The organism is Limnohabitans sp. INBF003, assembly GCF_055396645.1.
The window spans coordinates 3,198,883-3,221,159 of the sequence record NZ_AP029222.1 but is presented as its reverse complement, the minus strand read 5'-3'; the positions used below and the strand labels follow the sequence as shown (position 1 = coordinate 3,221,159).

The 22,277-nt window shown below is 62.0% G+C and carries 16 protein-coding genes; 10 read left to right on the top strand and 6 right to left on the bottom strand.

Annotated features, from left to right (window positions below):
- Positions 1 to 22: 22 nt before the first annotated feature.
- The 3 genes from ACZ5VE_RS15050 to glnE form a co-directional block, all read right to left on the bottom strand.
- Positions 23 to 3,118, bottom strand: coding sequence for an efflux RND transporter permease subunit (locus ACZ5VE_RS15050; RefSeq protein ID WP_464455923.1), 3,096 nt, complete (start codon positions 3,116 to 3,118; stop codon positions 23 to 25).
- A gap of 9 nt (positions 3,119 to 3,127) precedes the next feature.
- Positions 3,128 to 4,243: an efflux RND transporter periplasmic adaptor subunit gene (locus ACZ5VE_RS15045; protein ID WP_464455922.1), complete on the bottom strand. Its 1,116-nt coding sequence runs from the start codon at positions 4,241 to 4,243 to the stop codon at positions 3,128 to 3,130.
- A 126-nt stretch (positions 4,244 to 4,369) separates the two neighbouring features.
- Positions 4,370 to 7,123 carry a bifunctional [glutamate--ammonia ligase]-adenylyl-L-tyrosine phosphorylase/[glutamate--ammonia-ligase] adenylyltransferase gene (gene glnE, locus ACZ5VE_RS15040; RefSeq protein ID WP_464455921.1) on the bottom strand — a complete coding sequence of 918 codons (2,754 nt, stop codon included), beginning with the start codon at positions 7,121 to 7,123 and terminating at the stop codon, positions 4,370 to 4,372.
- Between the two features lie 25 nt (positions 7,124 to 7,148).
- Here glnE and ACZ5VE_RS15035 point away from each other — a divergent pair, with 25 nt between their 5' ends.
- From ACZ5VE_RS15035 to ACZ5VE_RS15020, 4 genes are read left to right on the top strand one after another with little or no spacing between them, the layout of a single operon-like run.
- Entirely contained in the window at positions 7,149 to 11,270 is a 4,122-nt protein-coding gene (locus ACZ5VE_RS15035) for a YhdP family protein (protein ID WP_464455920.1), read from the top strand.
- Positions 11,271 to 11,276: 6 nt separating this feature from the next.
- Positions 11,277 to 13,361 carry a sensor histidine kinase gene (locus tag ACZ5VE_RS15030; RefSeq protein WP_464455919.1) on the top strand — a complete coding sequence of 695 codons (2,085 nt, stop codon included), beginning with the start codon at positions 11,277 to 11,279 and terminating at the stop codon, positions 13,359 to 13,361.
- Positions 13,362 to 13,370: 9 nt separating this feature from the next.
- Positions 13,371 to 14,012: a response regulator transcription factor gene (locus ACZ5VE_RS15025; protein ID WP_464455918.1), complete on the top strand. Its 642-nt coding sequence runs from the start codon at positions 13,371 to 13,373 to the stop codon at positions 14,010 to 14,012.
- A 56-nt stretch (positions 14,013 to 14,068) separates the two neighbouring features.
- On the top strand, positions 14,069 to 14,554 hold the full coding sequence (locus ACZ5VE_RS15020; protein ID WP_464455917.1) for a C40 family peptidase: 486 nt from the start codon (positions 14,069 to 14,071) through the stop codon (positions 14,552 to 14,554).
- A gap of 9 nt (positions 14,555 to 14,563) precedes the next feature.
- Here ACZ5VE_RS15020 and ACZ5VE_RS15015 read toward each other — a convergent pair whose 3' ends face one another.
- On the bottom strand, positions 14,564 to 14,701 hold the full coding sequence (locus ACZ5VE_RS15015; protein ID WP_464455916.1) for a hypothetical protein: 138 nt from the start codon (positions 14,699 to 14,701) through the stop codon (positions 14,564 to 14,566).
- Here ACZ5VE_RS15015 and mltA point away from each other — a divergent pair.
- From mltA to ACZ5VE_RS14985, 6 genes are all read left to right on the top strand, one after another.
- Complete coding sequence (mltA, locus tag ACZ5VE_RS15010) at positions 14,700 to 15,860, top strand: murein transglycosylase A (RefSeq protein WP_464455915.1); 1,161 nt, start codon at positions 14,700 to 14,702, stop codon at positions 15,858 to 15,860. The genes ACZ5VE_RS15015 and mltA overlap by 2 nt on opposite strands.
- Positions 15,857 to 16,129: a YkgJ family cysteine cluster protein gene (locus ACZ5VE_RS15005; protein WP_464455914.1), complete on the top strand. Its 273-nt coding sequence runs from the start codon at positions 15,857 to 15,859 to the stop codon at positions 16,127 to 16,129. The genes mltA and ACZ5VE_RS15005 overlap by 4 nt, the downstream gene beginning before the upstream one ends.
- 36 nt (positions 16,130 to 16,165) lie before the next feature.
- Positions 16,166 to 16,585 carry a hypothetical protein gene (locus ACZ5VE_RS15000; RefSeq protein WP_464455913.1) on the top strand — a complete coding sequence of 140 codons (420 nt, stop codon included), beginning with the start codon at positions 16,166 to 16,168 and terminating at the stop codon, positions 16,583 to 16,585.
- 93 nt (positions 16,586 to 16,678) lie between these two features.
- Positions 16,679 to 17,464 carry a class II aldolase/adducin family protein gene (locus tag ACZ5VE_RS14995; RefSeq protein ID WP_464455912.1) on the top strand — a complete coding sequence of 262 codons (786 nt, stop codon included), beginning with the start codon at positions 16,679 to 16,681 and terminating at the stop codon, positions 17,462 to 17,464.
- A 38-nt stretch (positions 17,465 to 17,502) separates the two neighbouring features.
- Positions 17,503 to 18,636, top strand: coding sequence for an alkene reductase (locus tag ACZ5VE_RS14990; protein WP_464455911.1), 1,134 nt, complete (start codon positions 17,503 to 17,505; stop codon positions 18,634 to 18,636).
- On the top strand, positions 18,633 to 19,286 hold the full coding sequence (locus tag ACZ5VE_RS14985) for a hypothetical protein (RefSeq protein ID WP_464455910.1): 654 nt from the start codon (positions 18,633 to 18,635) through the stop codon (positions 19,284 to 19,286). The genes ACZ5VE_RS14990 and ACZ5VE_RS14985 overlap by 4 nt, the downstream gene beginning before the upstream one ends.
- Before the next feature lie 26 nt (positions 19,287 to 19,312).
- Here the strand turns inward: ACZ5VE_RS14985 and ACZ5VE_RS14980 are convergent, their stop codons facing one another.
- Positions 19,313 to 19,894 (bottom strand): hemerythrin domain-containing protein, encoded by a 582-nt coding sequence (locus tag ACZ5VE_RS14980; RefSeq protein ID WP_464455909.1) that lies wholly within the window; start codon positions 19,892 to 19,894, stop codon positions 19,313 to 19,315.
- Positions 19,895 to 20,050: 156 nt separating this feature from the next.
- Positions 20,051 to 22,258 (bottom strand): heavy metal translocating P-type ATPase, encoded by a 2,208-nt coding sequence (locus ACZ5VE_RS14975; protein ID WP_464455908.1) that lies wholly within the window; start codon positions 22,256 to 22,258, stop codon positions 20,051 to 20,053.
- Positions 22,259 to 22,277: the final 19 nt, after the last annotated feature.

Below are 22,277 nucleotides of genomic sequence, written 5' to 3'. Positions count from 1 at the left end.
AGGAATCCAGCTCTGATGGCGCTCACCTTCCGGTCAGCCTGACGTACAACCGGCCTATCCACTGCGCCAAATCATCCAGATAAGTGAACACCACCGGCACCACCAGCAAGCTGAGCACTGTGCTGGTGAGCAGACCACCGATCACGGCAATCGCCATGGGCGAGCGGAAACTCGCGTCCGCTGCGCCCCAGCCCACGGCAATGGGCAGCATGCCCGCGCCCATGGCAATCGTGGTCATGACAATCGGCCGGGCACGTTTGTGGCAGGCGTCCAGCATGGCGTCCCAACGGCTCATCGGCGGCACAGCGGGCTGATCGCCCTCGGCAAGTTTGCCGCGCCGCGCCTCAATCGCGTATTCGACCAACAAGATGGAGTTTTTGGTGGCGATGCCCATGAGCATGATCAGGCCAATGAGCGAGGGCATGGAGAAGCTCTTTTGCGCGATGAGCAGACCCACAAAGGCACCGCCCAGCGACAGCGGTAGCGCCGCCAAAATGGTGATGGGGTGCAAAAAGCCTTTGAACAGCAGGACCAGCACGATGTAGATGCACAGCACGCCGATCAGCATGGCCAGACCAAAGCTGGCAAAAAGTTCGCCCATCACTTCGGCATCACCCACTTCCACGATCTTCACGCCCGGAGGCAAGCTTTGCAGAGCAGGCAGTTTTTGCACGGCTTGCGTCACGTCGCCTAACGGCATGCCCGAGAGTTCGACTTCGAAATTGATATTGCGCTGGCGGTCGTAGCGGTCGATCACCGCCGGGCCGCCCGCCACCTCGATGCGGGCCACCTGGCCCAGCATGACCGGGCCACGGCTTCCAGGCACCATCAGGCGCTCGAGTGTGGCCAGGTCTTGCCGGGACGCCTCACCCAACTTCACGACGATGGGCACCTGGCGCTCCGACAGGTTGAGCTTGGGCAGGGCCGCGTCGTAGTCACCCAAGGTGGCCACACGCAAGGTGTCGCTGATGGCCGCGCTGGTGACGCCCAAATCGGCGGCCTTGGCAAAGTCGGGGCGGACCGCGATCTCGGGGCGCACCAAGCTGGCGGTGGACGCAATCGAGCCCAGGCCTTGAATGGTGCGCAGGTCACGCTCCACGGCCATGGCGGCGGTTTGCAGGGCTTGCGGGTCTTCGCCCGTGAGCACCAGCACGTATTTCTCGCCCGAGCCGCCCAAGCCCACCTTGCTGCGCACACCGGGCAGTTGCTGCAAGGCGGTACGGATGTCGTTTTCAATCACCTGCTTGCGCGGGCGTGTGCCGCGCTCGCTCAGCTGAATGGTGAGCGTGGCCTTGCGCACCTCGGCCGCGCCGCCACCCGCAAACGGGTCACTGCCTGCGCTGCCGCCGCCAATCGTGGTGTAAACGCTCTTCACGTCGTTCACCGTCATGAGCAGCGTGCGGGCCAGCTCGGCGCTGGCCTGGGTTTGCGCCAAAGTCGAGCCCGGGGGCAGCTCCACATAGACCTGGGTTTGCGAGTTGTCGTCCGGCGGAATGAAGCCCTTGGGCAGCAAAGGGACCAGCATGATGGAGCCGATGAAAAACAGCGTGGCCAGCACCATGGTGACCAAACGGTGCTTCATGCACCAAGTGGCCCAGACCATGTAGCGCTTGAGCCAGCCGGGTTCGTGCTCGGCCGTGACGATGGGCTTCAAAATATAGGCCGCCATCATGGGCGTGAGCACCCGCGCCACCACCAGCGAGGCAAACACCGCGAGCGACGCCGTCCAGCCAAACTGCTTGAAAAACTTGCCCGGAATGCCACTCATGAAGGCCGTGGGCAAAAACACCGCGATCAAGGTGAAGGTGGTGGCGATCACGGCCAGACCGATTTCGTCGGCCGCTTCCATGGCCGCCTGATACGGCGACTTGCCCATGCGCAAATGGCGCACGATGTTTTCCACCTCGACAATCGCGTCGTCCACCAGCACGCCAATCACCAATGACAGCGCCAGCAAAGTCACCACGTTGATGGAAAAACCCAAGTAGGCCATGCCAATGAAGGCCGGAATCACCGACAGCGGCAGCGCCACCGCCGACACAAAGGTGGCCCGCCAGTCGCGCAAAAACAGCCACACCACCAGCACGGCCAAAATCGCGCCTTCGTAGAGCAGCACGAGTGAGCCGTCGTATTCCTCTTCTACCGGGGTCACAAAGTCGAAGGATTCGGTGATCTCGATGTCCGGGTTTTGCAAGCGGTATTCGGCCAGCGCCTGGCGCACCAAGCGGCCCACGGCCACCTCGCTCTCGCCTTTGCTGCGCACCACCTCAAAGCCGACCACGGGCGCACCGTCCAAGGTGGCTGCCGAACGGGCATTGGCCAGTGTGTCGCTCACGGTGGCCACCTGGTCCAGCCGAACGCTTGCACCCCGCGATGTGGCCAGCTCGATCTGGCCCACCTCTTGCGCCGTTTTGACGGTGGCCAGGGTGCGCACAGGCTGCTCGCCCGCGCCCAAATCCATGCGCCCGCCAGACCCTTCTTGCTGCACCTGCTTGAGTTGGCGCGACACTTCGGCCGCCGTGATGCCCAGCGATTGCAAGCGGTTCACATCGAGGGCCACACGCACCTCACGCGTCACGCCGCCCACGCGGTTGACGGCACCCACGCCACGCAATGACAAAAGCTTGCGGGTGATGTCTTTGTCCACCAACCACGACAGGGCCTCGTCGTCCATGCGCGTCGAGCGCACGGTATACGCCAACACGGGCGAGCCGGCTAGGTTGAGCTTTTGCACCACCGGATCGCGCAGGTCACCGGGCAAATCGGCCCGTACGCCCTGGATGGCCGAGCGCACATCGTCCACCGCTTCTTGCGTGGGCTTTTCCATGCGGAACTCGGCGGTGATGGACACCACGCCGTCTTGCACCTTGGTGGTGATGTGTTTGAGGCCTTGCAACGGGGCCAGCGCATTTTCGAGCTTGCGGGCCACATCGGTTTCAAGCTGCGAGGGTGCCGCGCCCGGCAGGCTAGCGGTCACAGTGATGGTAGGCACGTCCAGGTCCGGAAAGTTCTGTACTTTCATGGACCCGAAGGCGATGAAGCCGGCCACCGTCAGCAGCACAAACAGCATGACGGCGGGAATGGGGTTGCGGATCGACCAAGAAGAGACGTTGAGCATGGCGTCCCTTTATTTGCTGGCAGGGGCTGCTGGAGACGCTGGAGCGTCCACCACGCGCACCGTGTCGCCTTGGTTCAGGAATGCACCGCCACTGGCCACCACACGGGCATCGGCTTTCAAGCCGTTGGTCACCTCGACACGGTCACCGCTTTGGCGTCCGGTTTGCACCTTGAGCTGGCTGACTTTGTGGTCGGCCCCGACGGTGTAGACATAGCTGAAACCGTCGCGCACCACCACCGCCGTTTGCGGCACAGTGAGCGCCTGGCTTTGGCCCAGCACGATTTCACCCTGGGCATACATGCCTGCGCGGGCGCTGCCGGTCTGTGCAGGCAAATCGACGTAGACCAGGGCATTGCGAGTTTGCGCATCGACCGACGGTGCCACCATGCGCACTTTGCCTTGCAGCAGCTGGCCACTGGCCGCTTTGATCTGCACAGGCGCACCCACCTGGATGCGGCCAATCTCGGCAGCCGTCACTTCAGCCCGCCACTCGATGCGGCCCTGGCGAATCAACCTGAACAACTCGGTGCCTGCGCCCACCACACTGCCCACGGTGGCCTGACGTGCCGAGATCACGCCCGCATCGGGCGCACGCACCTGGGTTTGCGACAGGCGGACGTTTTGCAGCTGCACCAAGGCGCGGGCGGACTGCACACGGGCCACGGCCGAGGCTTCAGCCGCAAGTGCCTGACTCAGCTGGGCAGCGCTGAAGAATCCTTGCTGCTGCAGGCTGCGGGCGCGTTCGGCTTGGGCTTTGGCTTCTTGAGCACTGGCCGCTGCTTCGGCCAGCGTGCCTTCGGCCTGCGCCAACTCAGCCCTCAAGCTGTCGGTTTGCAAAACCGCCAGCACATCGCCGCGCTGCACCCGGTCGCCCACATTGGCACGCACTTCGATGATCTTCAAACCATTGGCCTCGGCGCCAACAATGGCTTCTTGCCAAGCGGCCAAGTTGCCGTTGGCGCTGATTTTTTGGGCCATGCTGGCCGTCTGGGGCAACGTCACCGTGACGGTCAAAGATGGCTTGGCGAGCACAGATGATTTGCTGTCCTCTACGGCCCAAGCCGCATGACCTAAGCCCATGCACACACCCACCCACACCCCAATCCAAACACCGCTTTTTTTCATGACGCTTCTCTTTTGACTGCACGCCCTTGTGACGTGCGGCGAGTTTAGCGGCTGGTGACAAGAAGCGTCATGGTGCAGATGCCATGCTCAGGTATTTCGCAGGGAGCAGAGGGCGAAAATACCAGCTCAACCCATCACCACCTGCCACAACCTCAGCACCGCATCGCGCTCTGCCGACAACACGATCAAAGGCACATCGGTGGGCTCTTCGTTCAAACGGGCACGGTGTTGCACACGGCGCATTTCTCGGTAAGCGTTGGCGGCAGCATTGCCCACACCTGCAGGCAAAAGGCCCACTTTTTCGGCGCGTTGAAGCAAAGCGATGTTGCCCACGTTGTCAGCCAATTCCGGGTGTGCAGCGGTGTGCAGCAGAACCAGGTATTGCACGGCAAACTCAACGTCCACCATGGCACCGGGGCTGTGCTTGACATCAAAACGATCGGCTTTGACAGGATGCCCCTGGCGCACACGTTCGCGCATGGCCACGATTTCGGCCTTGAGACTGTCCGCATCGCGTGACGCGCTGATGACCGCATGGCGCACGGCGTCAAAACGCGGTGCCAAACTTTGCAGGCCCATGACAAAGCGGGCGCGGGTCATGGCTTGGTGTTCCCAGGTCCAGGCGGTGTTGCTGCCGCGTTGCTGCTGGTAGTCGGCATAGGCCTCAAAACGGGTGACCAGCAGGCCTGAGTTGCCATTGGGGCGCAAGGCGGTGTCAATTTCGTAGAGATCACCGTCGGCTGTTTTGACGGTCATCCAGTTGATCATTTTGCGCACATACCCAGCGTAAATTTCCTGGGCGCGCTCGTCTTCGTCGTCGTACACAAACACGATGTCCAGGTCGCTGCCATAGCCCAGCTCTTTGCCGCCCAGCTTGCCGTAACCAATGATGGCAATCGCCGGTTCCTCGCGGTGGCGGTTTTTCAGGCGGTCCCAGCACCAGCGGGCCGTCACGCGCAGCACGGCATCGGCCAAGGCGCTCAGGTCATCGGCCACTTGTTCGACGCTGAGCACGCCTTCGACGTCACGCGCCAAGGTGCGAAATTGCTCCGCATGGTGGGCACGGCGCAGCAAATTCAAAAGGCTTTCTTCGTCGTCTTCGCCCGTGCGCTTGAGCGCGATGCGGCGCGATTCCAGCTCTGCCTCGAACTCGGTGGCGTCAAAGCGGGTGTCAAACAAATTGCCCCCGGCCAGCTCGTCGATCACACCGGGGTGTTGCAACAAATAGCGCGCAGGCCACTTGGCCGCCCCCAACAGGCGCAGCAAGCGTTCGTACACCGAAGGGCGTTCCAGCATCAAGGCCAGATAGCTTTCTCGGCGCAGCAAGGGTTCGATCCAATCGGCCATGCGCAGCACGGCCACTTCGCTGATGCGCCCGTCCTTGAGCCATTGCGCCGTGCGTTGCAACAAGCGCATCAAACGGCCTCGGGCATCGTCGCGCAGGGCTTGCACGCGGGGGTTGTCACCCCACTGCGCCAGGCGGGTGCGGACCGCGCCATCAAATTCGGTGAGCACAGCTTCGAGTTCGGCATGTTCACGGCCATGGGGGCCGCTCTTGCCATTTTTACCGTTGCAGCCTTTGCATTCCCTGTCTCCTCCCAGCAAAGTGTCGAACTCTTGCGCCACGACTTCGCGGTGTGCGTCCAGGTCGGTCAAAAACGCGCAGGCACCTTCATACCCCAAGGTCTGGGCGATCCAGGCTAGGTCATCGTCGCGTGTCGGCAGCACATGGGTTTGTTGGTCGTCCAGGTACTGGATGCGGTGCTCAACCTGACGCAGAAACACATAGGCCGCACCCAAGGCATCGGCCGTGGCCTGGGGCATGAGCCCGGCTTTGGCCACGCGCTGCAGCGCGTCCAGCGTGGGGCGCGTGCGCAGCTCGGGGAACTGCCCGCCACGCACCACCTGTAGCAGTTGCACGGTGAACTCGATCTCGCGGATGCCGCCACGTGACAGCTTGACGTCGTTCGCGCGCTCGGGGTGGCCTGCGCTGCGTTTGGCTGCGTGGTCGCGAATTTGCTGGTGCAGCGTGCGCAGCGACTCGAACACGTTGTAGTCGAGGTAGCGGCGAAACACAAACGGCAGCACCACCGCACGCAAGGCCTGGGCCGAGCCGTTGACCACCGCGCTGCGGGGCGCAACCACCCGGCTTTTCATCCAGGCAAAGCGCTCCCATTCACGGCCTTGCACCAGCAAATACTCCTCCAGCGCATCGAGCGAGACCACGCTGGGCCCGGAGTTGCCGTTGGGCCTGAGGGCCAGGTCGACCCGGAACACAAAACCGTGTTCGGTGGTGTCGCCAATCAGGGCGTACATGCGTTTGACGGCGCGGGTGAAATACTCCTGACACGAGACTTTGTTGCGGCCCTCGCTGTTGCCCTGGGTTTCGCCGTTCTGGTCGTACACGTAAATCAGGTCAATGTCGCTGGAGACATTCAACTCGCGGGCACCCAGCTTGCCCATGCCGACGATCCACATCTCGGCCCGTTGGCCGCTGACTGTCAAGGGCTGACCGTGCAAGGCGTCCAGATCGGCCATGACCTGCTGCCAGGCGATGTCGAGTGTGACTTCGGCCAACCAAGTCATGGCATGGGTCACCACCGCCAAAGGCGCTTGGCCGGTGCAATCGAGCTGTGCCAGGCGTTCCAGCGTGAGCTGGCGCAAAACGCGCAGGGCGGCACCCGTGTCCAGACCTGTGGCTTGCAGAGCAGAAAAAGCGGCGTTCAAGCTGTCACGCGTGGGGGCACCGGGCGCCAACAGGGGCAAAACAGCAGCGTAACGGCGGTGCAAACGCTGCACAAAACGTGAATACAAGGTCAAATTACCAGGACTTACCGCTTTTGAGTCGGAGGCATCGTTCATAGGCTGGCTGCGGGTCATAATTCCTGCTGACTTTCTGATTCAAATGTTTGTGCCGTCTTTGCCCACTTTTCCCCGCCTGAGCCTTGCGCTGTCCCGTGTCATGCGGGCCATTGCATGGGCGCTGCTCGTCTTGGGTGTTTTGTTGGGCATGGCCTGGGGCACCCTGCATTTTTGGATTGTGCCGCGAATCGGTGATTACCGCCCCGCCTTGGAGCGCTTGGCCCAGCAAAGCATCGGGGTTCCGGTTCGGATTGGTCAAATTTCCGCCGAATCCACGGGATGGGTGCCCTCGTTTGAGCTGCGCAACATCGAATTGCTGGACAAGGAAGGCCTGCCCGGCCTGCGTTTGCCCAAGGTGGTGATCGCCATCAGCGTGCAATCGGCCTTGGCCCTGAAGCTGGAACAGCTCGTGCTGGACGCGCCGGAACTCGACATCCGCTTGACGGCCGATGGCCAATGGCGCGTGGCTGGCCTGGATTGGGCTCCCCACACCCGCAGCGATGGCGCCGCCGCCGATTGGTTGTTCTCGCAGCGCGAAGTCATCGTGCGAGGTGGCACCGTGCGCTGGACCCACGAACGCCGCAGACATCAAGCGGCGCCAGGCTTGCTGTCACCGTGGTTGCCAAAAACCCCGGCACCTGCGACCCATGCCGAAACGACGCCGATCACCCTCGCGCTGCATGACGTGGACTTGGTGTTGCGCAACTCGGCCCGACACCACGATGTGCGACTGGACGCCACCCCCCCCGCAGAGTGGGGCGCGCGTTTTGTCGGCATGGGGCGTTTCCGTCGCAGCCTCTTGTCCATCCACCCCGGTGAATGGACCGATTGGACGGGCCAGGTTTACGCCTACTTTCCCGAAGTAGATGCAGCGCAATGGGGCCAGCATGTGCCTTTGGGCGTGGACATCGCCTCTGGCAACGGGAGCCTGCGCCTGTGGAGTGATGTCACCCGAGGACAGTGGACGGGCGGTGTTGCCGATGTGAACCTGACCGGACTCAAAACCACATGGGCGTCCGATGCACAGGCGCTGGTTTTTGAACGCTTGTCGGGACGCCTAGGTGCACGGGCCAGCGCACTGGGTTTTGAAGTCTCAACCCAACACCTGGCCTTTGTGGGTGCCAATGGCGTGGCCTGGCCTGGCGGCAACGCCTCGCTGACCTACACCTACCCCGAAGGCAAAAACCCGGCACGCGGCCAGATTCAGGCGGACCATCTGGATCTGTTCGCGCTGCGCGAAGTGGCCCTGCGCATGCCTTTACCCACCGCGTTACACGAACGCCTGCAGCAACAAGACATCAGCGGTCAAGTGGGGGCTTTGCAGTGGGGCTGGCAAGGCGATTGGCAATCGCCCGTGCGCTATGACGGGCAAGTGACACTGGAAGGCTTGACGCTGCCGCCCCCCACACCCAACGCCAACGACAAGACACCGCAACGGCCTGGCCTGAAAAACGCACAAGCGAAAGTGTCGATGACGCAAGACAGCGGCCAGGTGAGCTTGAGCATGGGGCCAGACGGGGCGGTGTTCTTGCCCGGCATTTTGGAAGACGCCGAGGTGCGCGTGCAGGCATTGCACGCCGAAGCCACATTCAAACGAGAGGCCGGGCAATGGCATGTGCCGCAATGGCAGCTCAAGTTGGCCAACGCCGATGTGCAAGGCGAATGGCACGGCAAATGGCAAGCAGCGGCCAATGGCAGTGGCCCGGGCACGCTGGACCTGCAAGGGCAAATCAAACAAATCGATGCGTCTCAGGCACACCGTTACTTGCCCGTCACGCTGCCCGCCAACGTGCGTCAATACGTGCGGGATGCCGTGGTCAAAGGGACCTATTCAGATGTACAGGTCAAGATCAAGGGGGATCTGGCACGACTGCCGTTTGCAAACCCCAAAGAAGGCGAATTCCGATTCGCAGGACGCTTGCGGGATGTTGAACTGGATTACCTGCCTGCGGCCTTGCTGCCACCCAAAAGCCTGCCCTGGCCCCGTCTGCACAAATTGAACGGACTGCTGGTGTTTGACCGCTTGGGCATGAAACTGACCGATGCCTCGGCACGCGCAGGCGATGCGCGTACAGGACTCAGTTTGACAGCCGGACAAGCAGACATTGCCGACATGGCGCACCAAGCCGTGCTGAACGTCTCGGCAGACAACAAGGATTCCGCCGCACAAGTGCTGACGGTGGTTCAAAAATCGCCGCTGGACGCGCTGCTGTCCGGCGCGTTGCGTCAAACCCAGGCCACGGGAACCATCCAGACCCGCTTCAAATTGAGCATTCCGCTGCTGACCCCTCAAAGCACCAAAGTGCAAGGGACGGTGGTGCTGAACGGCAACGATGTGCGCATCTCACCCACCACGCCCTTGCTGGAAAAAGCGCAGGGCACCGTGCAGTTCACCGAAGCAGGATTCACTCTGAGTGCACTGCAAGCCCGTTTGCTGGGTGGGCCCGTTCGCATCGAAGGCGGCCTGCGCACATCACCAGCCACAGCCGCTGAAACCAGCATGCAATTGCGTGCCCAAGGTCAGATCACCGCCGATGGCTTGCGCCAAGCCAAAGAATTCGCGCCGCTCAATGAACTGGCCCAATACGCCAGTGGTGCCACCTCTTACAACGCCCAGCTGGGCTGGCGGCAAGGCCAACCCGAGTGGTCTGTGCAAAGCCAATTGGACGGCATGGCCTTGAAGTTGCCTTCGCCCTTGGGGAAGACCGCCACCGCCAAGGTGCCCTTGTCCTTGCGCGTGCGCGCACAAAGCCAAGGCGGCACCTTGCAAGACCAGCTGCAGTTTGAATGGGGCAACATCGCTTCGGCCCACTATGTGCGAGACCTGAGCGGTGCCGAACCTGTCGTGCTGCGCGGCAGCCTGAGCCTGGGCACACAGGCGCCCGCCTTGCCCGCCACAGGGGTTTCGGCCACGGTGGCTCTGGACCGTTTTTCTGTCGACGACTGGGAAACCCTGCTGCCCGCCAACCTGATCTTGGGCGGTGACAAGCCTGGCACGGGACAAAACGCCTGGCGGACCTATTTGCCCACACGCATCGGCCTGCAAGCCAACACGATCACCGCCGATGGGCGCACCTTGCACCAGGTGGTCGCAGGCGGGGTTCGCGAAGACCTCACCTGGCGCGTGAACCTGGATGCGCGTGAACTCAGTGGTCATGTGGTCTATCGCCAGCCCTCGCGTGAACAATTGGGACACCTGTTTGCGCGCTTGTCACGGCTCAATTTGCCCCCCTCCAGCGTGGCCGAAGTCGAAGGCCTGCTGGAAGCCCCGCCCGCCAATTTGCCCTCTCTAGACATCGTGGTCGAGCAGCTGGAACTGCGAGGCAAGAACCTTGGCCGCATTGAAATCGAGGCCATCAACACAGAACAACAAAAGTCTCGCGCCAAAAGCGCCCCCGAATGGCAGTTGAACAAGTTCAACCTCACGGTGCCCGAGGCCACACTGCGCAGCACAGGCCGCTGGCTGACGGCGGGTGAAGGCGGGCATCAACGCAAAACCGAAATGAACTTCAAGCTGGACGTGAGCGATGCGGGTGCGCTGCTGACCCGCTTGGGCACGCCCAATGCCTTGCGCGGCGGAACCGGTCAGCTCGAAGGTGCCGTGAGCTGGCAAGGCTCGCCCATGGCTTTGCATTACCCCAGCATGTCGGGGCAGTTCGGCGTCAAGATGGGGCGCGGCCAATTCCTCAAGGCCGATGCGGGCGCCGCCAAGTTGCTGGGGGTGTTGAGCTTGCAAGCCCTGCCACGGCGCCTGTTGCTCGATTTTCGCGATGTGTTTTATGAAGGTTTCGCTTTTGACTCGGTGCGTGGCGACGTGACCATCACGCAAGGCATTGCCAACACGCGCAACATGCAAATCAAAGGGGTGAACGCCTTGGTGCAACTCGACGGCTCGGCCGACATTGCCCATGAAACCCAAAAACTGCGGGTGGTGATTTTGCCAGCGCTGGACGCAGGCACCGCGTCTTTGGTGGCGGGCATCGCGCTCAACCCGGTGGTGGGGCTGACGGCGTTTTTGGCCCAGCTTTTCCTGCAAAACCCGTTGGCCAAAGCCAACACCCAAGAGTTCCTGATCGATGGCAGCTGGACCGAACCACGGGTCACCAAAGTCACCAGCAACGGCGGTGACAGCAAAACCCCCGCCACGCCCAACAGCACACCCTGACGCGCCATGAAACGTCCTGGCGCTTTTCGCATTCGTGCCGCATGGCAAGCTGGCCTGTTGCGCTTGCGCTCCAGGCTCGACGAAGTTTTGCCTTGGGGTTCAGGCCGACGGTCCTTGTGGGCGGCCTTGATTGCCTTGGTGCTGGCGGTGCTGGTGACACTGGTGTGGCTGGCGGGTCGTTACGAAGCCAGTCAGGTGCAAGCCGAGCTGGAGCGCGACACCGCCGACGCCGTGAACGACTTGCGCAACAGCCTGTCTCGCCAGGTTCAGGCCCTGCAAGCGCTGCAGTCAGGCCATTTCGCTCCCACGACCTGGCAACCCGAAGCCATGGGCTTGCTGCGCGACAACCGCGACTGGTTGCGCATTGAGTGGCGCGACAAGGAATGGCGTTTGGTGTCGTTTGCCGACTCGCCTTTGCGTGCGCCCGCGTTTGAACGCATCGCACGCCCTGACGTGCTCAACGAAGCCAGCCAAGCTTGCCAACGCGGCAAGCGTTTGAATGGCCCCGCCTATTCGAGCACTTATTTCTTGCCACAAACCGATGGCCTGGGCATGGAGGTCATGGAGCTGTGCCTGCCCGTGACACAAGCAGGGGAACTCTCGGGCTACACGGTGGTCACTTACAGCCTGCAAGAGATGTTGACAGAGCGTCTGGGCAGCACATTTGGCCGCCGCAACGAGTTGTCATTCATCGAGCCGGACGGCACACGTCTGGCCATTGCGGGCACCCAGCGCCGGGAACGGCGGGTGTTCACGGCACAACAACTGGTGGACTTGCCTGGCAACACCTTGCTGCTGCGCATGGATGGCCGACGGGGCGAGCCCGACTTGTTTCCCAATGTGCTCACCGCGTTGGTCACGGGCATGTCGATCGCGCTGATCACGGTCATGGTTTTGCTGGCCAAGGACTCGCGGCGTCGCCTCAAGGCCGAACGCGACCTGGCCGATGCCCTGGCGTTTCGCAAAGCCATGGAAGACTCGCTGGTCACCGGCTTGAGGGCACGCGACCTGCAAGGGCACATCACCTATGTGAACCCCGCCTTTTGCCAAATGGTGGGCTGGGACGCCGAAGCACTGGTCGGGCAAAACGCCCCCATGCCTTATTGGCCACCGGAAATGGTGGACGAATACCAGCAACGCCAAGCCATCCGGCTGGCGGGCAACGCACCACCGCGTGAAGGTTTTGAATCGGTCTTCATGCGGCAAGACGGCACACGCTTTCCGGTGCTGATCATCGAAGCGCCACTGATCAGCGTTCGCGGGGAACAAACGGGCTGGATGGGGGCCGTGATCGACATCAGCGAGCAACGCCGCATCGAAGAACTCTCGCGTGCCAGCCAAGAGCGCCTGCAGGCGACCGCCCGACTGGCCACCGTTGGCGAAATGGCCTCCCTGCTGAGCCACGAGTTGAACCAGCCACTGGCGGCCATATCGAGCTATGCCAATGGCTCGCTCAACCTGCTCAAAGACCCGCAAACCGAACCCCGAACACTGGACGATGTGCACATGGCACTGCGGCGGATTGCCGAACAAGCCGAACGGGCCGGACGCGTCATCAACAGCGTGCATGACTTTGTGCGCCGCCGCGACCAGGCGCGCGAGGCCGTGTCGCCACAAGCTTTGCTCGATGCCATATCCCCTTTGGTCAACCTGCAAGCGCGCAAACTGCACGTGCGTGTGCACATTCGGGTCGAGCCGCGCTTGCCCTCTGTGTGGTGCGACCGCACCATGGTGGAGCAGGTTTTGCTCAATCTGGCTCGCAACGGCATGCAGGCCATGGACCACCCGCAATGCCACGACAGAGTGCTGGTCTTGCAGGTCAAGCGCGCCTCATCCGGCGCCGAGCCAGGGGGGATCGAATTTGCAATCACCGATGTTGGCGCGGGCATCGATGCCGATGTCGCCACCCAACTGTTCAACCCCTTCTTCACCACCAAAGCCGAAGGCATGGGGCTGGGCTTGAGCCTGTGCCGCACCGTGATCGAACAACACGGCGGTCATCTGGCGTTTGAAACACATGCGCCCAAAGGCACCGTCTTCCGTTTCACGCTGCCAGCGGCGTCCGGCAGCGCCGCCGCTCCCACCACCTAAAATCCCGCCATGCACCCACCTTTTGACAGCATGGTCTACATCGTTGACGACGACATTGGCGTGCGCGAAGGCATGGCGTGGCTGCTGCGAACGCGGCGCCTGTTGAGCGAGTCCTACGACAGCGCTGAAGCATTTCTGGACATGCTCGAGCGCACGGCCCAAGCCTCGCTGTTGCCCGCACAAGCTGCGTGCATCCTGCTCGATGTGCGCATGCCGGGCATGAGCGGTTTGGCCTTGTTTGAGCAACTGCAAGCCAGCGGCATCGCCCAGGCTTGGCCCGTGATTTTCTTGACCGGGCACGCCGATGTGCCCACGGCGGTGGACAGCGTCAAACGGGGGGCTTTTGACTTTTGCGAAAAACCGTTTTCGGACAACGCCCTGGTTGACCGGGTTGAACAAGCCTTGTTGCTGTCTCAAGAACGTCTGACCGCACGCACGCAGCAAAACTTTTTGCAGTCACGGCTGCAAGAGCTGACCGAACGCGAACGCGATGTGATGCGCCTGGTGGTCGAAGGCTTGCCCAACAAACTGATCGCCGATCAACTGGACATCAGCGTCCGTACCGTTGAAGTGCATCGCTCACGCGTGTTCGACAAGATGGAAGTCAAATCAGCCGTCGAACTGGCCAACCTGATGCGAACCTTGACATGAACCCGCTTGCACGGCTCACCGCCAGATTCACGCGGATCACAACCACGGCACTGACCATGGCATTCGCTGCGGTTTTGACCGGCTGCAGCTCGACCGCCCCGATGTCTGATTTGCCAGACTTGCCCCCCAAAGCACAACGGGCTCAGAACAGCGCCCCCTACCACCCCAAGCGCAACGACCTGACCTTGTTTGCCTTGTCCTTGCTGGACACCCCTTATGCCTGGGGTGGCCGGGGCCCTGCCACCGGGTTTGATTGTTCGGGGCTGGTCTCGCATGTCTACCGCGAGGCGGCGGGCTTGCCGGTCAAAGGCTCCTCGGCCGATCTGGGCCAAAAGTCACGACCCATTGACCGCGCGAACCTGCAGCCCGGTGATCTGGTGTTCTTCAACACCTTGGGTACACGCCATTCGCATGTGGGCATTTATGTCGGCGACGGCCGCTTTGTGCATGCCAGCAACCCGCGAACCGGCGTGCGCATGGACCAACTGACCAACCGTTATTACGCCCAGCGTTTTGAAGGGGCCGCAACGCTGCTCGACTGACCCGCCCGATCAAGGTGCCTTGTCGTCTGCGTCGGATTTTTCAGGCTGCGGCAATTCGCCTTTGGATCGTCCGGAAAACATGGTCCACCACACAATCACGACGAAGACGGCCAAGGCCAGCAAAGCTTCCAGCAAAATAAGGGCCATGAGCAAATTTCCGTTTCTTTGTGTTCGCCGCGCAGGTCCCCGCTGGCTGTTGGCTGCGATTGTAGGCAGCCTGACCGCTTGCTCGGTTGCGCCTGTCCTGGACGAGCCCTCTCCACAAAGCCCATCATCGCCCAGCCCCGAGGTCAATCAAGGGCCACTGCCGCCGGTGATGATGCAGGCGAAAAGCCGCTGGGTGCCGGTGCACTGGTCTGAACTGCCTGGGTTGGAAGCAGACTCGGTGCACGAAGCCTGGCCTGCATGGGTGCAAAGCTGCTCGCGCCCAGCCAAACCCTGGGCGGCACTGTGCCCGGATATCCGGCAACTGGCCAATGCATCCGCACAAGAGCAACGCCGCTGGATTCGGGAAAATTTGCAGCCCTACCGCGTGGAATCCCATGAGGGCCAATCACAGGGCAAATTGACCGCCTATTACGAGCCCCGTTTCGACGCGTCCAGGTTGCCACGCTCCGGCTTCAACATACCCCTGTATGCGCCTCCTGCAGGCATGACCAAGAACACCCCCTGGTTCACTCGCGAGGAAATCGAGACCCAATCACCCGCGCGCAGTGCCTTGCGCGGCAAAGCCTTGGTCTACCTGGCCGACCCGATTGACGCGATGGTCTTGCACATTCAGGGCTCCGGTCTGGTCAACGTCACCGAGCCCGACGGCAGCCAACGCACCGTGCGAATGGCCTTTGCCGCATCCAATGAACACCCCTACAAAAGCATTGGCAGCTGGCTTTTGCAACAAGGCTTGCTGAAAGACGCCTCCTGGCCCGGCATCAAGGACTGGATGGACCGCAACCCCTCGCGGGTGAACGAGCTGCTGTGGAAGAACCCCCGATTCATCTTTTTCAGGGAAGAGAACCTGCCAGCAGGCCAAACGCCGCCCGGCCCCAAAGGCGCACAAAACGTTCCCCTGACTGCCGGTCGCTCAGTGGCCATTGACCGCAACAGCATCCCGTATGGCACGCCTGTCTGGCTGGTTTCAAAAGGGCCTCAAGTCGCACTGGACAAACTGGTGCTGGCACAAGACACCGGCAGCGCAATTGTGGGAGCCGTGCGGGCCGACTATTACGCCGGCTCGGGCAAAGCCGCCGGGGACTTTGCAGGGCGCATCAACCAAAGCCTTCAACTGTGGGCGCTGTGGCCCCGATGAGCTTGTCATGCCGCCCGGGTTGCGCCGCTTGCTGCACCGCGCCCTCCATCTCGTCGGCCATCCCGGGTATGCCCGATGGCAAACCCGCAGGTGTGCCCTGTGTGCAGCTTGACGAGCAGTTGCGGTGCAAGATTTTTGACCAACCAGAACGACCGGCAGTGTGCGGGCAACTGCAAGCCTCGCTGGACATGTGCGGCCCTCAAGACGATGGCGGGCTGTTTGCCCGCAGGTATTTGATGCGGCTGGAAGCGTTGACACGACCAGACTGATTCAGGAACATACGCACTTCACGCCATCACCACACCATGCTGCTTCAAGCTCAAAATATCGCGCTGTTTTTCACCGTCGCCTTGCTGGCGGTCACCGCTTACTTTTTGCTCGGTTCCATCCCGCTGCTCACACTCAAACACGACAACCCTGTGGATGCGCGATTCATCCGGTCTTTCTACATCACCTATTACAAAATCGCGCTCACCACCGCCCTGGGCACGACCATCAGCTACGCACTGGCGGGGCGACCGGCCTTCGCCCTCGGTGCAGCCGCCATCGCCACACTGACATGGGTGCTGCGCAAGCAATTCATCCCCCAAATGGACCGGTTGGCACCGCAGATCCTGGCCGATGAAGTGGCGGCCATTCCTGCATTCCGCAAAATCCACAAGTCGGCCATCCTGATCAACACCACCCAATTGCTCGCCATTTTGGGAAGTTTGGGCATGGTCTGAGCGGCGCCACGAAGCCACCAGTCTCCAAGACGTCATCGCCATGCCGCCCATGTCGTTAAGCTCGTGGTTCATCTTTTGACCCGGAGTCTTTTTATGGCGTTTGACATCCCATCCCTCAAAGACAGCGTGCACCCCGACGAATGGCAGTTGCGGGTAGACCTGGCCGCGTGTTACCGTCTGGTGGCACTGTACGGCTGGAGCGATCTGGTGTTCACCCACATCAGCGCCAAGTTGCCACACTCGGTAGCGGGTGCTGACCACCAGTTTTTGATCAACCCTTACGGCCTGATGTTTGACGAGATCACCGCATCCAGTCTGGTCAAAGTGGACATGGCTTGCAACAAGCTGCACGAGAGCCCGTTCCCGGTGAACCCGGCGGGTTTTGTGATCCACAGCGCGGTGCACGAAGCCCGGCCTGATGCCGGTTGCGTGCTGCACACCCACACCCGGGCGGGCGTGGCCGTCAGCGCCCAGGCCCATGGCGTATTGCCCATCAGCCAGCAAAGCACCTTTGTGCTGGCCTCACTGGCCTACCACGGCTACGAAGGCGTGGCGATCCGCGACGACGAGAAGACCCGACTGCAAGCCGATTTGGGTCAAGCCAATTACCTGATGCTGCGCAACCACGGCCTGCTCACGGTGGGCAAATCGATTGCCGACGCGTTCTTGTCGATGTACACATTTGAGAACACCTGCCGCATCCAGGTCGATGCGCTGGCAGGGCAGTCGGGCCCGGCCGACCTGACGGCGGTGAACCCGCAAATCCTAGACGGTGTGGCCAACGCCATGCGCGTGCAAACAGGGGGCTTGGGCGGTGCGTTTGTCTGGCCTTCGTTGCTGCGCAAGCTGGGGCGCGAAAATCCGGGCTACGACGTTTGACCTCCCTCTCTTAATTTTCTTGATTTTGAATTGCCCCCATGACCTCTTTGTTTGAACCCTGCCAAGTCGGCAGCATCGCTTTGGCCTCACGCATCGTGATGGCACCCTTGACCCGCAACCGCGCCCCCGGCGCACTGGCCAACGCGCGCATGGCCACCTATTACCGCCAACGCGCCAACCCGGCCACGGGTGCGGGCCTGATCATCACCGAGGCCACCGCCATCAGCCACCAGGCCCAAGGCTATGCCGATGTGCCCGGCATCTGGAGCGACGCGCAAGTCGCCTCGTGGAAGCAGGTCACAGACGCCGTGCACGCCGAGGGCGGCAAGATCGTGATGCAGCTGTGGCATGTGGGCCGGGTGTCCCACACCAGCTTGCAGCCCGGGGGTGCGGCCCCTGTGGCGCCGTCGGCCATCACGGCCAAAACCAAAACGGTGCTGCTGGTCGACGGCCAAGCCCAGTTCATGGACACATCCACACCGCGTGCGCTGGACACTGCAGAGTTGCCCGGCATCGTAGCGGACTACCGCCGTGCTGCGGCCAACGCCATCGCGGCCGGATTTGATGGCGTGGAAGTGCACGCAGCCAACGGTTACCTGATCGACCAATTCTTACGCTCGGGCAGCAACCAGCGCAGCGATGCTTACGGCGGCTCCATCGACAACCGCGCCCGTTTTCTGAATGACGTCATGAGCGCCGTGGTGGCCGAAATTGGCGGTGATCGCACAGGCATTCGCATTTCACCCGTCACACCCGCCAACGATGCCAGTGACGACCAGCCTCAGCCCTTGTTTGAGCACGTGGCCCGTTTGCTGGGCCCAATGGGGCTGGCCTACGTGCACGTGATCGAAGGCTCGACCGGTGGGCCTCGCGACCACCAGCAAGGCGGACAGGCTTTTGATTACGCCGCGCTGCGCCAGGCTTACACAACGGCCAAGGGGCAGGGCGCCTGGATGCTCAACAATGGCTACGATCTGCCGCTGGCCGAGCAAGCGCTGGCACAAGGCGCCGATCTGGTGGCGTTTGGTCGCCCTTTCATTGCCAACCCGGATCTGGGGGCTCGGCTGCGGCAAGGCGGCCCTTTCAACACGCCCGATCGCAAAACCTTTTACGGTGGCGACGACACGGGCTACACCGACTATCCCTCTCTTCAACAAGCGTCGGCTTCATGAACCGCCTTTCAATTCCGCACAAAGCCTTTTTCCTTGGGATCGGCCTGTGGTGCATCTTCAATGCCCAAGCCGGTCGACCCTTGACCGTGGACGACGCCAATGTGAACGATGTGGGCGAAGGCCATGTGGAGGGCTGGTGGACACGCGCGCCAAGTGGCTCGCGCAGCTGGACTGTAGCGCCCGCCTATGCCCCCATCCAGAACGTGGAGCTGGGCGCAGGCATGGCCCGTGAGCAAAAAACAGGGCTTGAAACTTTGAACATTCAGGCCAAATTCCGCATCACAGAATCACGGGAAAACGGCTGCAATGTCGGTGCCGTGGTGGGCACGGCCCGCACCACCGGCGAAACGTCCAAAGGCTATGTGAATGCCTTGCTCACCTGCAACCACGCCACCTTGGGGAGCCTGCACACGAACCTGGGCGCGCTGGATTTTTCAAGGACCCAGCGCATCGGCACATGGGGCCTGGCGTGGGAACGTGCTTACGGTGACGTTACCGCCCATGTGGAGGTTTATGGACAACAGCACGACAAGCCCACTTGGGCCACGGGCTTGCGCACCAACATCCTGCCCAAGTTGCAGCTGGACGCCAGCGTGGGCCGCCAGGCGGGTCTGAACTTGGTGACGCTCGGGACCAAATGGATGTTCTGAAAAGACGTTCTGAAAACCGTGATGCCTCAACCCAGACCAATGGGTGAGGGCGCACGGGTCACGATCAGGCTGAAGAGTTTTTCAAACTCCTGGGCAGGCGGGTAATGGCCCGTGAGCGGGTCGGCGTTTTCTGCAAACGCCGCATCCAGCACACGCCAATCGTCTGCTGAAAAACAGCGCTCGGCCTCGGGCAGGATCACGCTTTCTTCCAGGCTCATGTGCTCCAGATAGAAGTTGACGTATTTCTCTAACGCTTCTTCAAAGGCCTGGCGGCGGCTGGCCCCTAACAGTTCCCAAGCCTGCAACATGTGCTGCATGTCGCGGGCGGCTTTTTCGCTGCTCAGGTGGTCGCGCTCCAGCTTGTCGATGGCGCCCATCACCTTGGGGGCCAGCTTCACGACTTTGGGAAACAAGAGGTTGGATTCCTTGGGGTGGTGCAAACGCTCTGGAAATTCGTCGATGTAAAACAGCATGGCGCGCACCACGTCAAAGAAGTTGCGCCGGTCTTCTGCGGGACCGCGTTTGACCATCATGCGCATGGACTGGAGCATGGCCGCCAAGGAGGCGTGTTCGTCGCGGATGATTTGAAGTGCGCTGTGCTGTGTCATGAAAACAAACTCCGGGTTCTGAAGAGTTTCAGTCTGCCGGTTTGTGTCCCAACGCACCATGACGCATGTCAAGAATGCGTGATATGGCTTTGCAGACATTCGGACGCAGGGGCGGCCTCCCACAAAGTCAAGCGAAGGTTCAGCGCTGTCTCGTACTCAGGGCTTCCAGCGCTTGAGCAACAAGGCATTGCTCATCACACTCACCGAACTCAGCGCCATCGCGCCGCCGGCAATCACCGGGTTCAGGTAGCCCAATGCAGCCAGTGGAATGCCCGCCACGTTGTAGGCAAAGGCCCAGAACAGGTTTTGCCGGATCTTGGCCACGGTGCGCGCCGAGATGTCGAGCGCCGCGCCCACCAGCGCCACATCGCCGCGCATGAGGGTGATGCCTGCGGCGTGCATGGCCACGTCGGTGCCGTTGCCCATGGCCATGCCCACATCGGCCGCGGCCAGCGCCGGGGCGTCGTTCACCCCGTCACCGACCATGGCCACGATGCGGCCGCCTTCGCGCAGTTTTTGCACCTGCGCGGCCTTGTCGCCGGGCAACACGTCGGCCAGCACTTCGCCGTCTTCCGGGCGCAAACCCAGACGCCGCGCCATGGCTTCGGCTGCGGCCTGGTTGTCGCCCGAGATCATGACCAGTTTCAAGCCCCGCTCACGCAAGGCCGCCAGCGCCTCGGCCGCACCCGCCTTGGGCTCATCGCCAAAGGCCATCAGAAGCAAGCCCTGAACACCGGTGGCCGTGCGCTCGGCCAGTGCCGACAAGGTCGCGCCCTGTGCCTGCAGTGCGGGCACATCGGCCGACCACAGCGCAGGGTCCATGCCTTCTTGCTGCAGCCAGCGCAAGCTGCCCAGCAGCAACTGACGACCCTCCACCGTGGCTTGCACGCCCCGGCCTGGCACAGCGGCCAGATCGGCGGGCGTTGTCACGTTCAAGCCCTGCGCTTTGGCGGCCGTGACCACAGCACGGGCCAGAGGGTGCTCACTGCCACTTTGCACACAGGCGGCCCAGGTGAGGGCTGCTTTAACGTCTTGTCCGGGTGCCGCCACGTGTTGCGTCAGCCGAGGCTGACCCACCGTGAGGGTGCCGGTCTTGTCAAAGGCCACGGTCTGCACGCGGTGCGCCATCTCCAACGCTTGCGCGTCCTTGATCAAGATGCCGTATTTGGCCGCGACCCCGGTGCCCGCCATGATGGCCACAGGGGTGGCCAAACCCAGTGCGCAAGGGCAGGCGATCACCAACACGGCCACGGCGTAAATAAGGGCTGTTTCAAAGTCTGCGCCCCTGAACATCCATGCAGCCAGCGTGACCAGCGCGATCAACAAAACCACCGGCACAAAGACCTCAGCCACTTGGTCGACCAAGCGCTGAATGGGCGCTTTGGCCGCCTGCGCGTCTTCCACCAACCGGATGATGCGCGAGAGCACCGTCTCATGACCGACAGCGGTCACTCGCATGAGCACACGGCCATCGCCATTGATCGAGCCCCCGGTCAGTTGTGCACCCACGATTTTGGACACCGGCAGCGGTTCACCGGTCAGCATGGATTCATCCACTTGCGTTTGGCCTTCGACCAGTTCACCGTCGAGCGGAAAGCGCTCACCGGGGCGCACCACGATCAGGTCACCGGTCAGAATTTCATCCACCGGCACATCGACTTCGCCGTCTTCGCTGATCCAATGGGCCTTGTCGGGCCTGAGCGCGTGCAAGGCGCGGATGGCCTCTGTGGTCTGGCGCTTGGCACGTGCTTCGAGCCACTTGCCCAACAAGACCAGGGTGATGACCACGGCCGAACCTTCAAAATACAAATGTGGCGCGTGCCCTTCATGCGCCGTCAACCACAACCAGACCGACAGCAACCAGCCTGCGGTGGTGCCCAGCGAAACCAGCAAATCCATGTTGCCCGTTAACGCCTTGAGCGCGTGCCAGCCGGCCTTGTAAAAACGTGCACCCAAAATGAACTGCACTGGCGTGGCCAAGGCAAACTGCACCCAGGACGGCAGCATCCAGTGCAGGCCCCACAGGTCGCCCAGCATGGGCAGCACCAAGGGTGCTGACAACACCAAACCCAAGGCCACAGGCGCAAACCCAGCCCAAGGAGAGGTGTTGTTGGCGGCGGCTTCGGCTGCCTCCAGAGAACGGGGCTCATAGCCCGCATCGCGAATGGCCCTGCGCAACCGGGCATCGGTGGTGTCGGCAGAAGCCACCGCGATGCGCGCGGTTTCAGTGGCCAGGTTTACCGTGGCCGAGGTCACGCCCGGAACCTTGTTCAGTGCTTTTTCGACCCGTGCCACACACGAAGCACAGGTCATGCCGCCAATGCCTATGTCGATGGTCTGAGGTTCTGTCTTGATCTGTGTCATGTCGGAGGCTGTGTTTTCA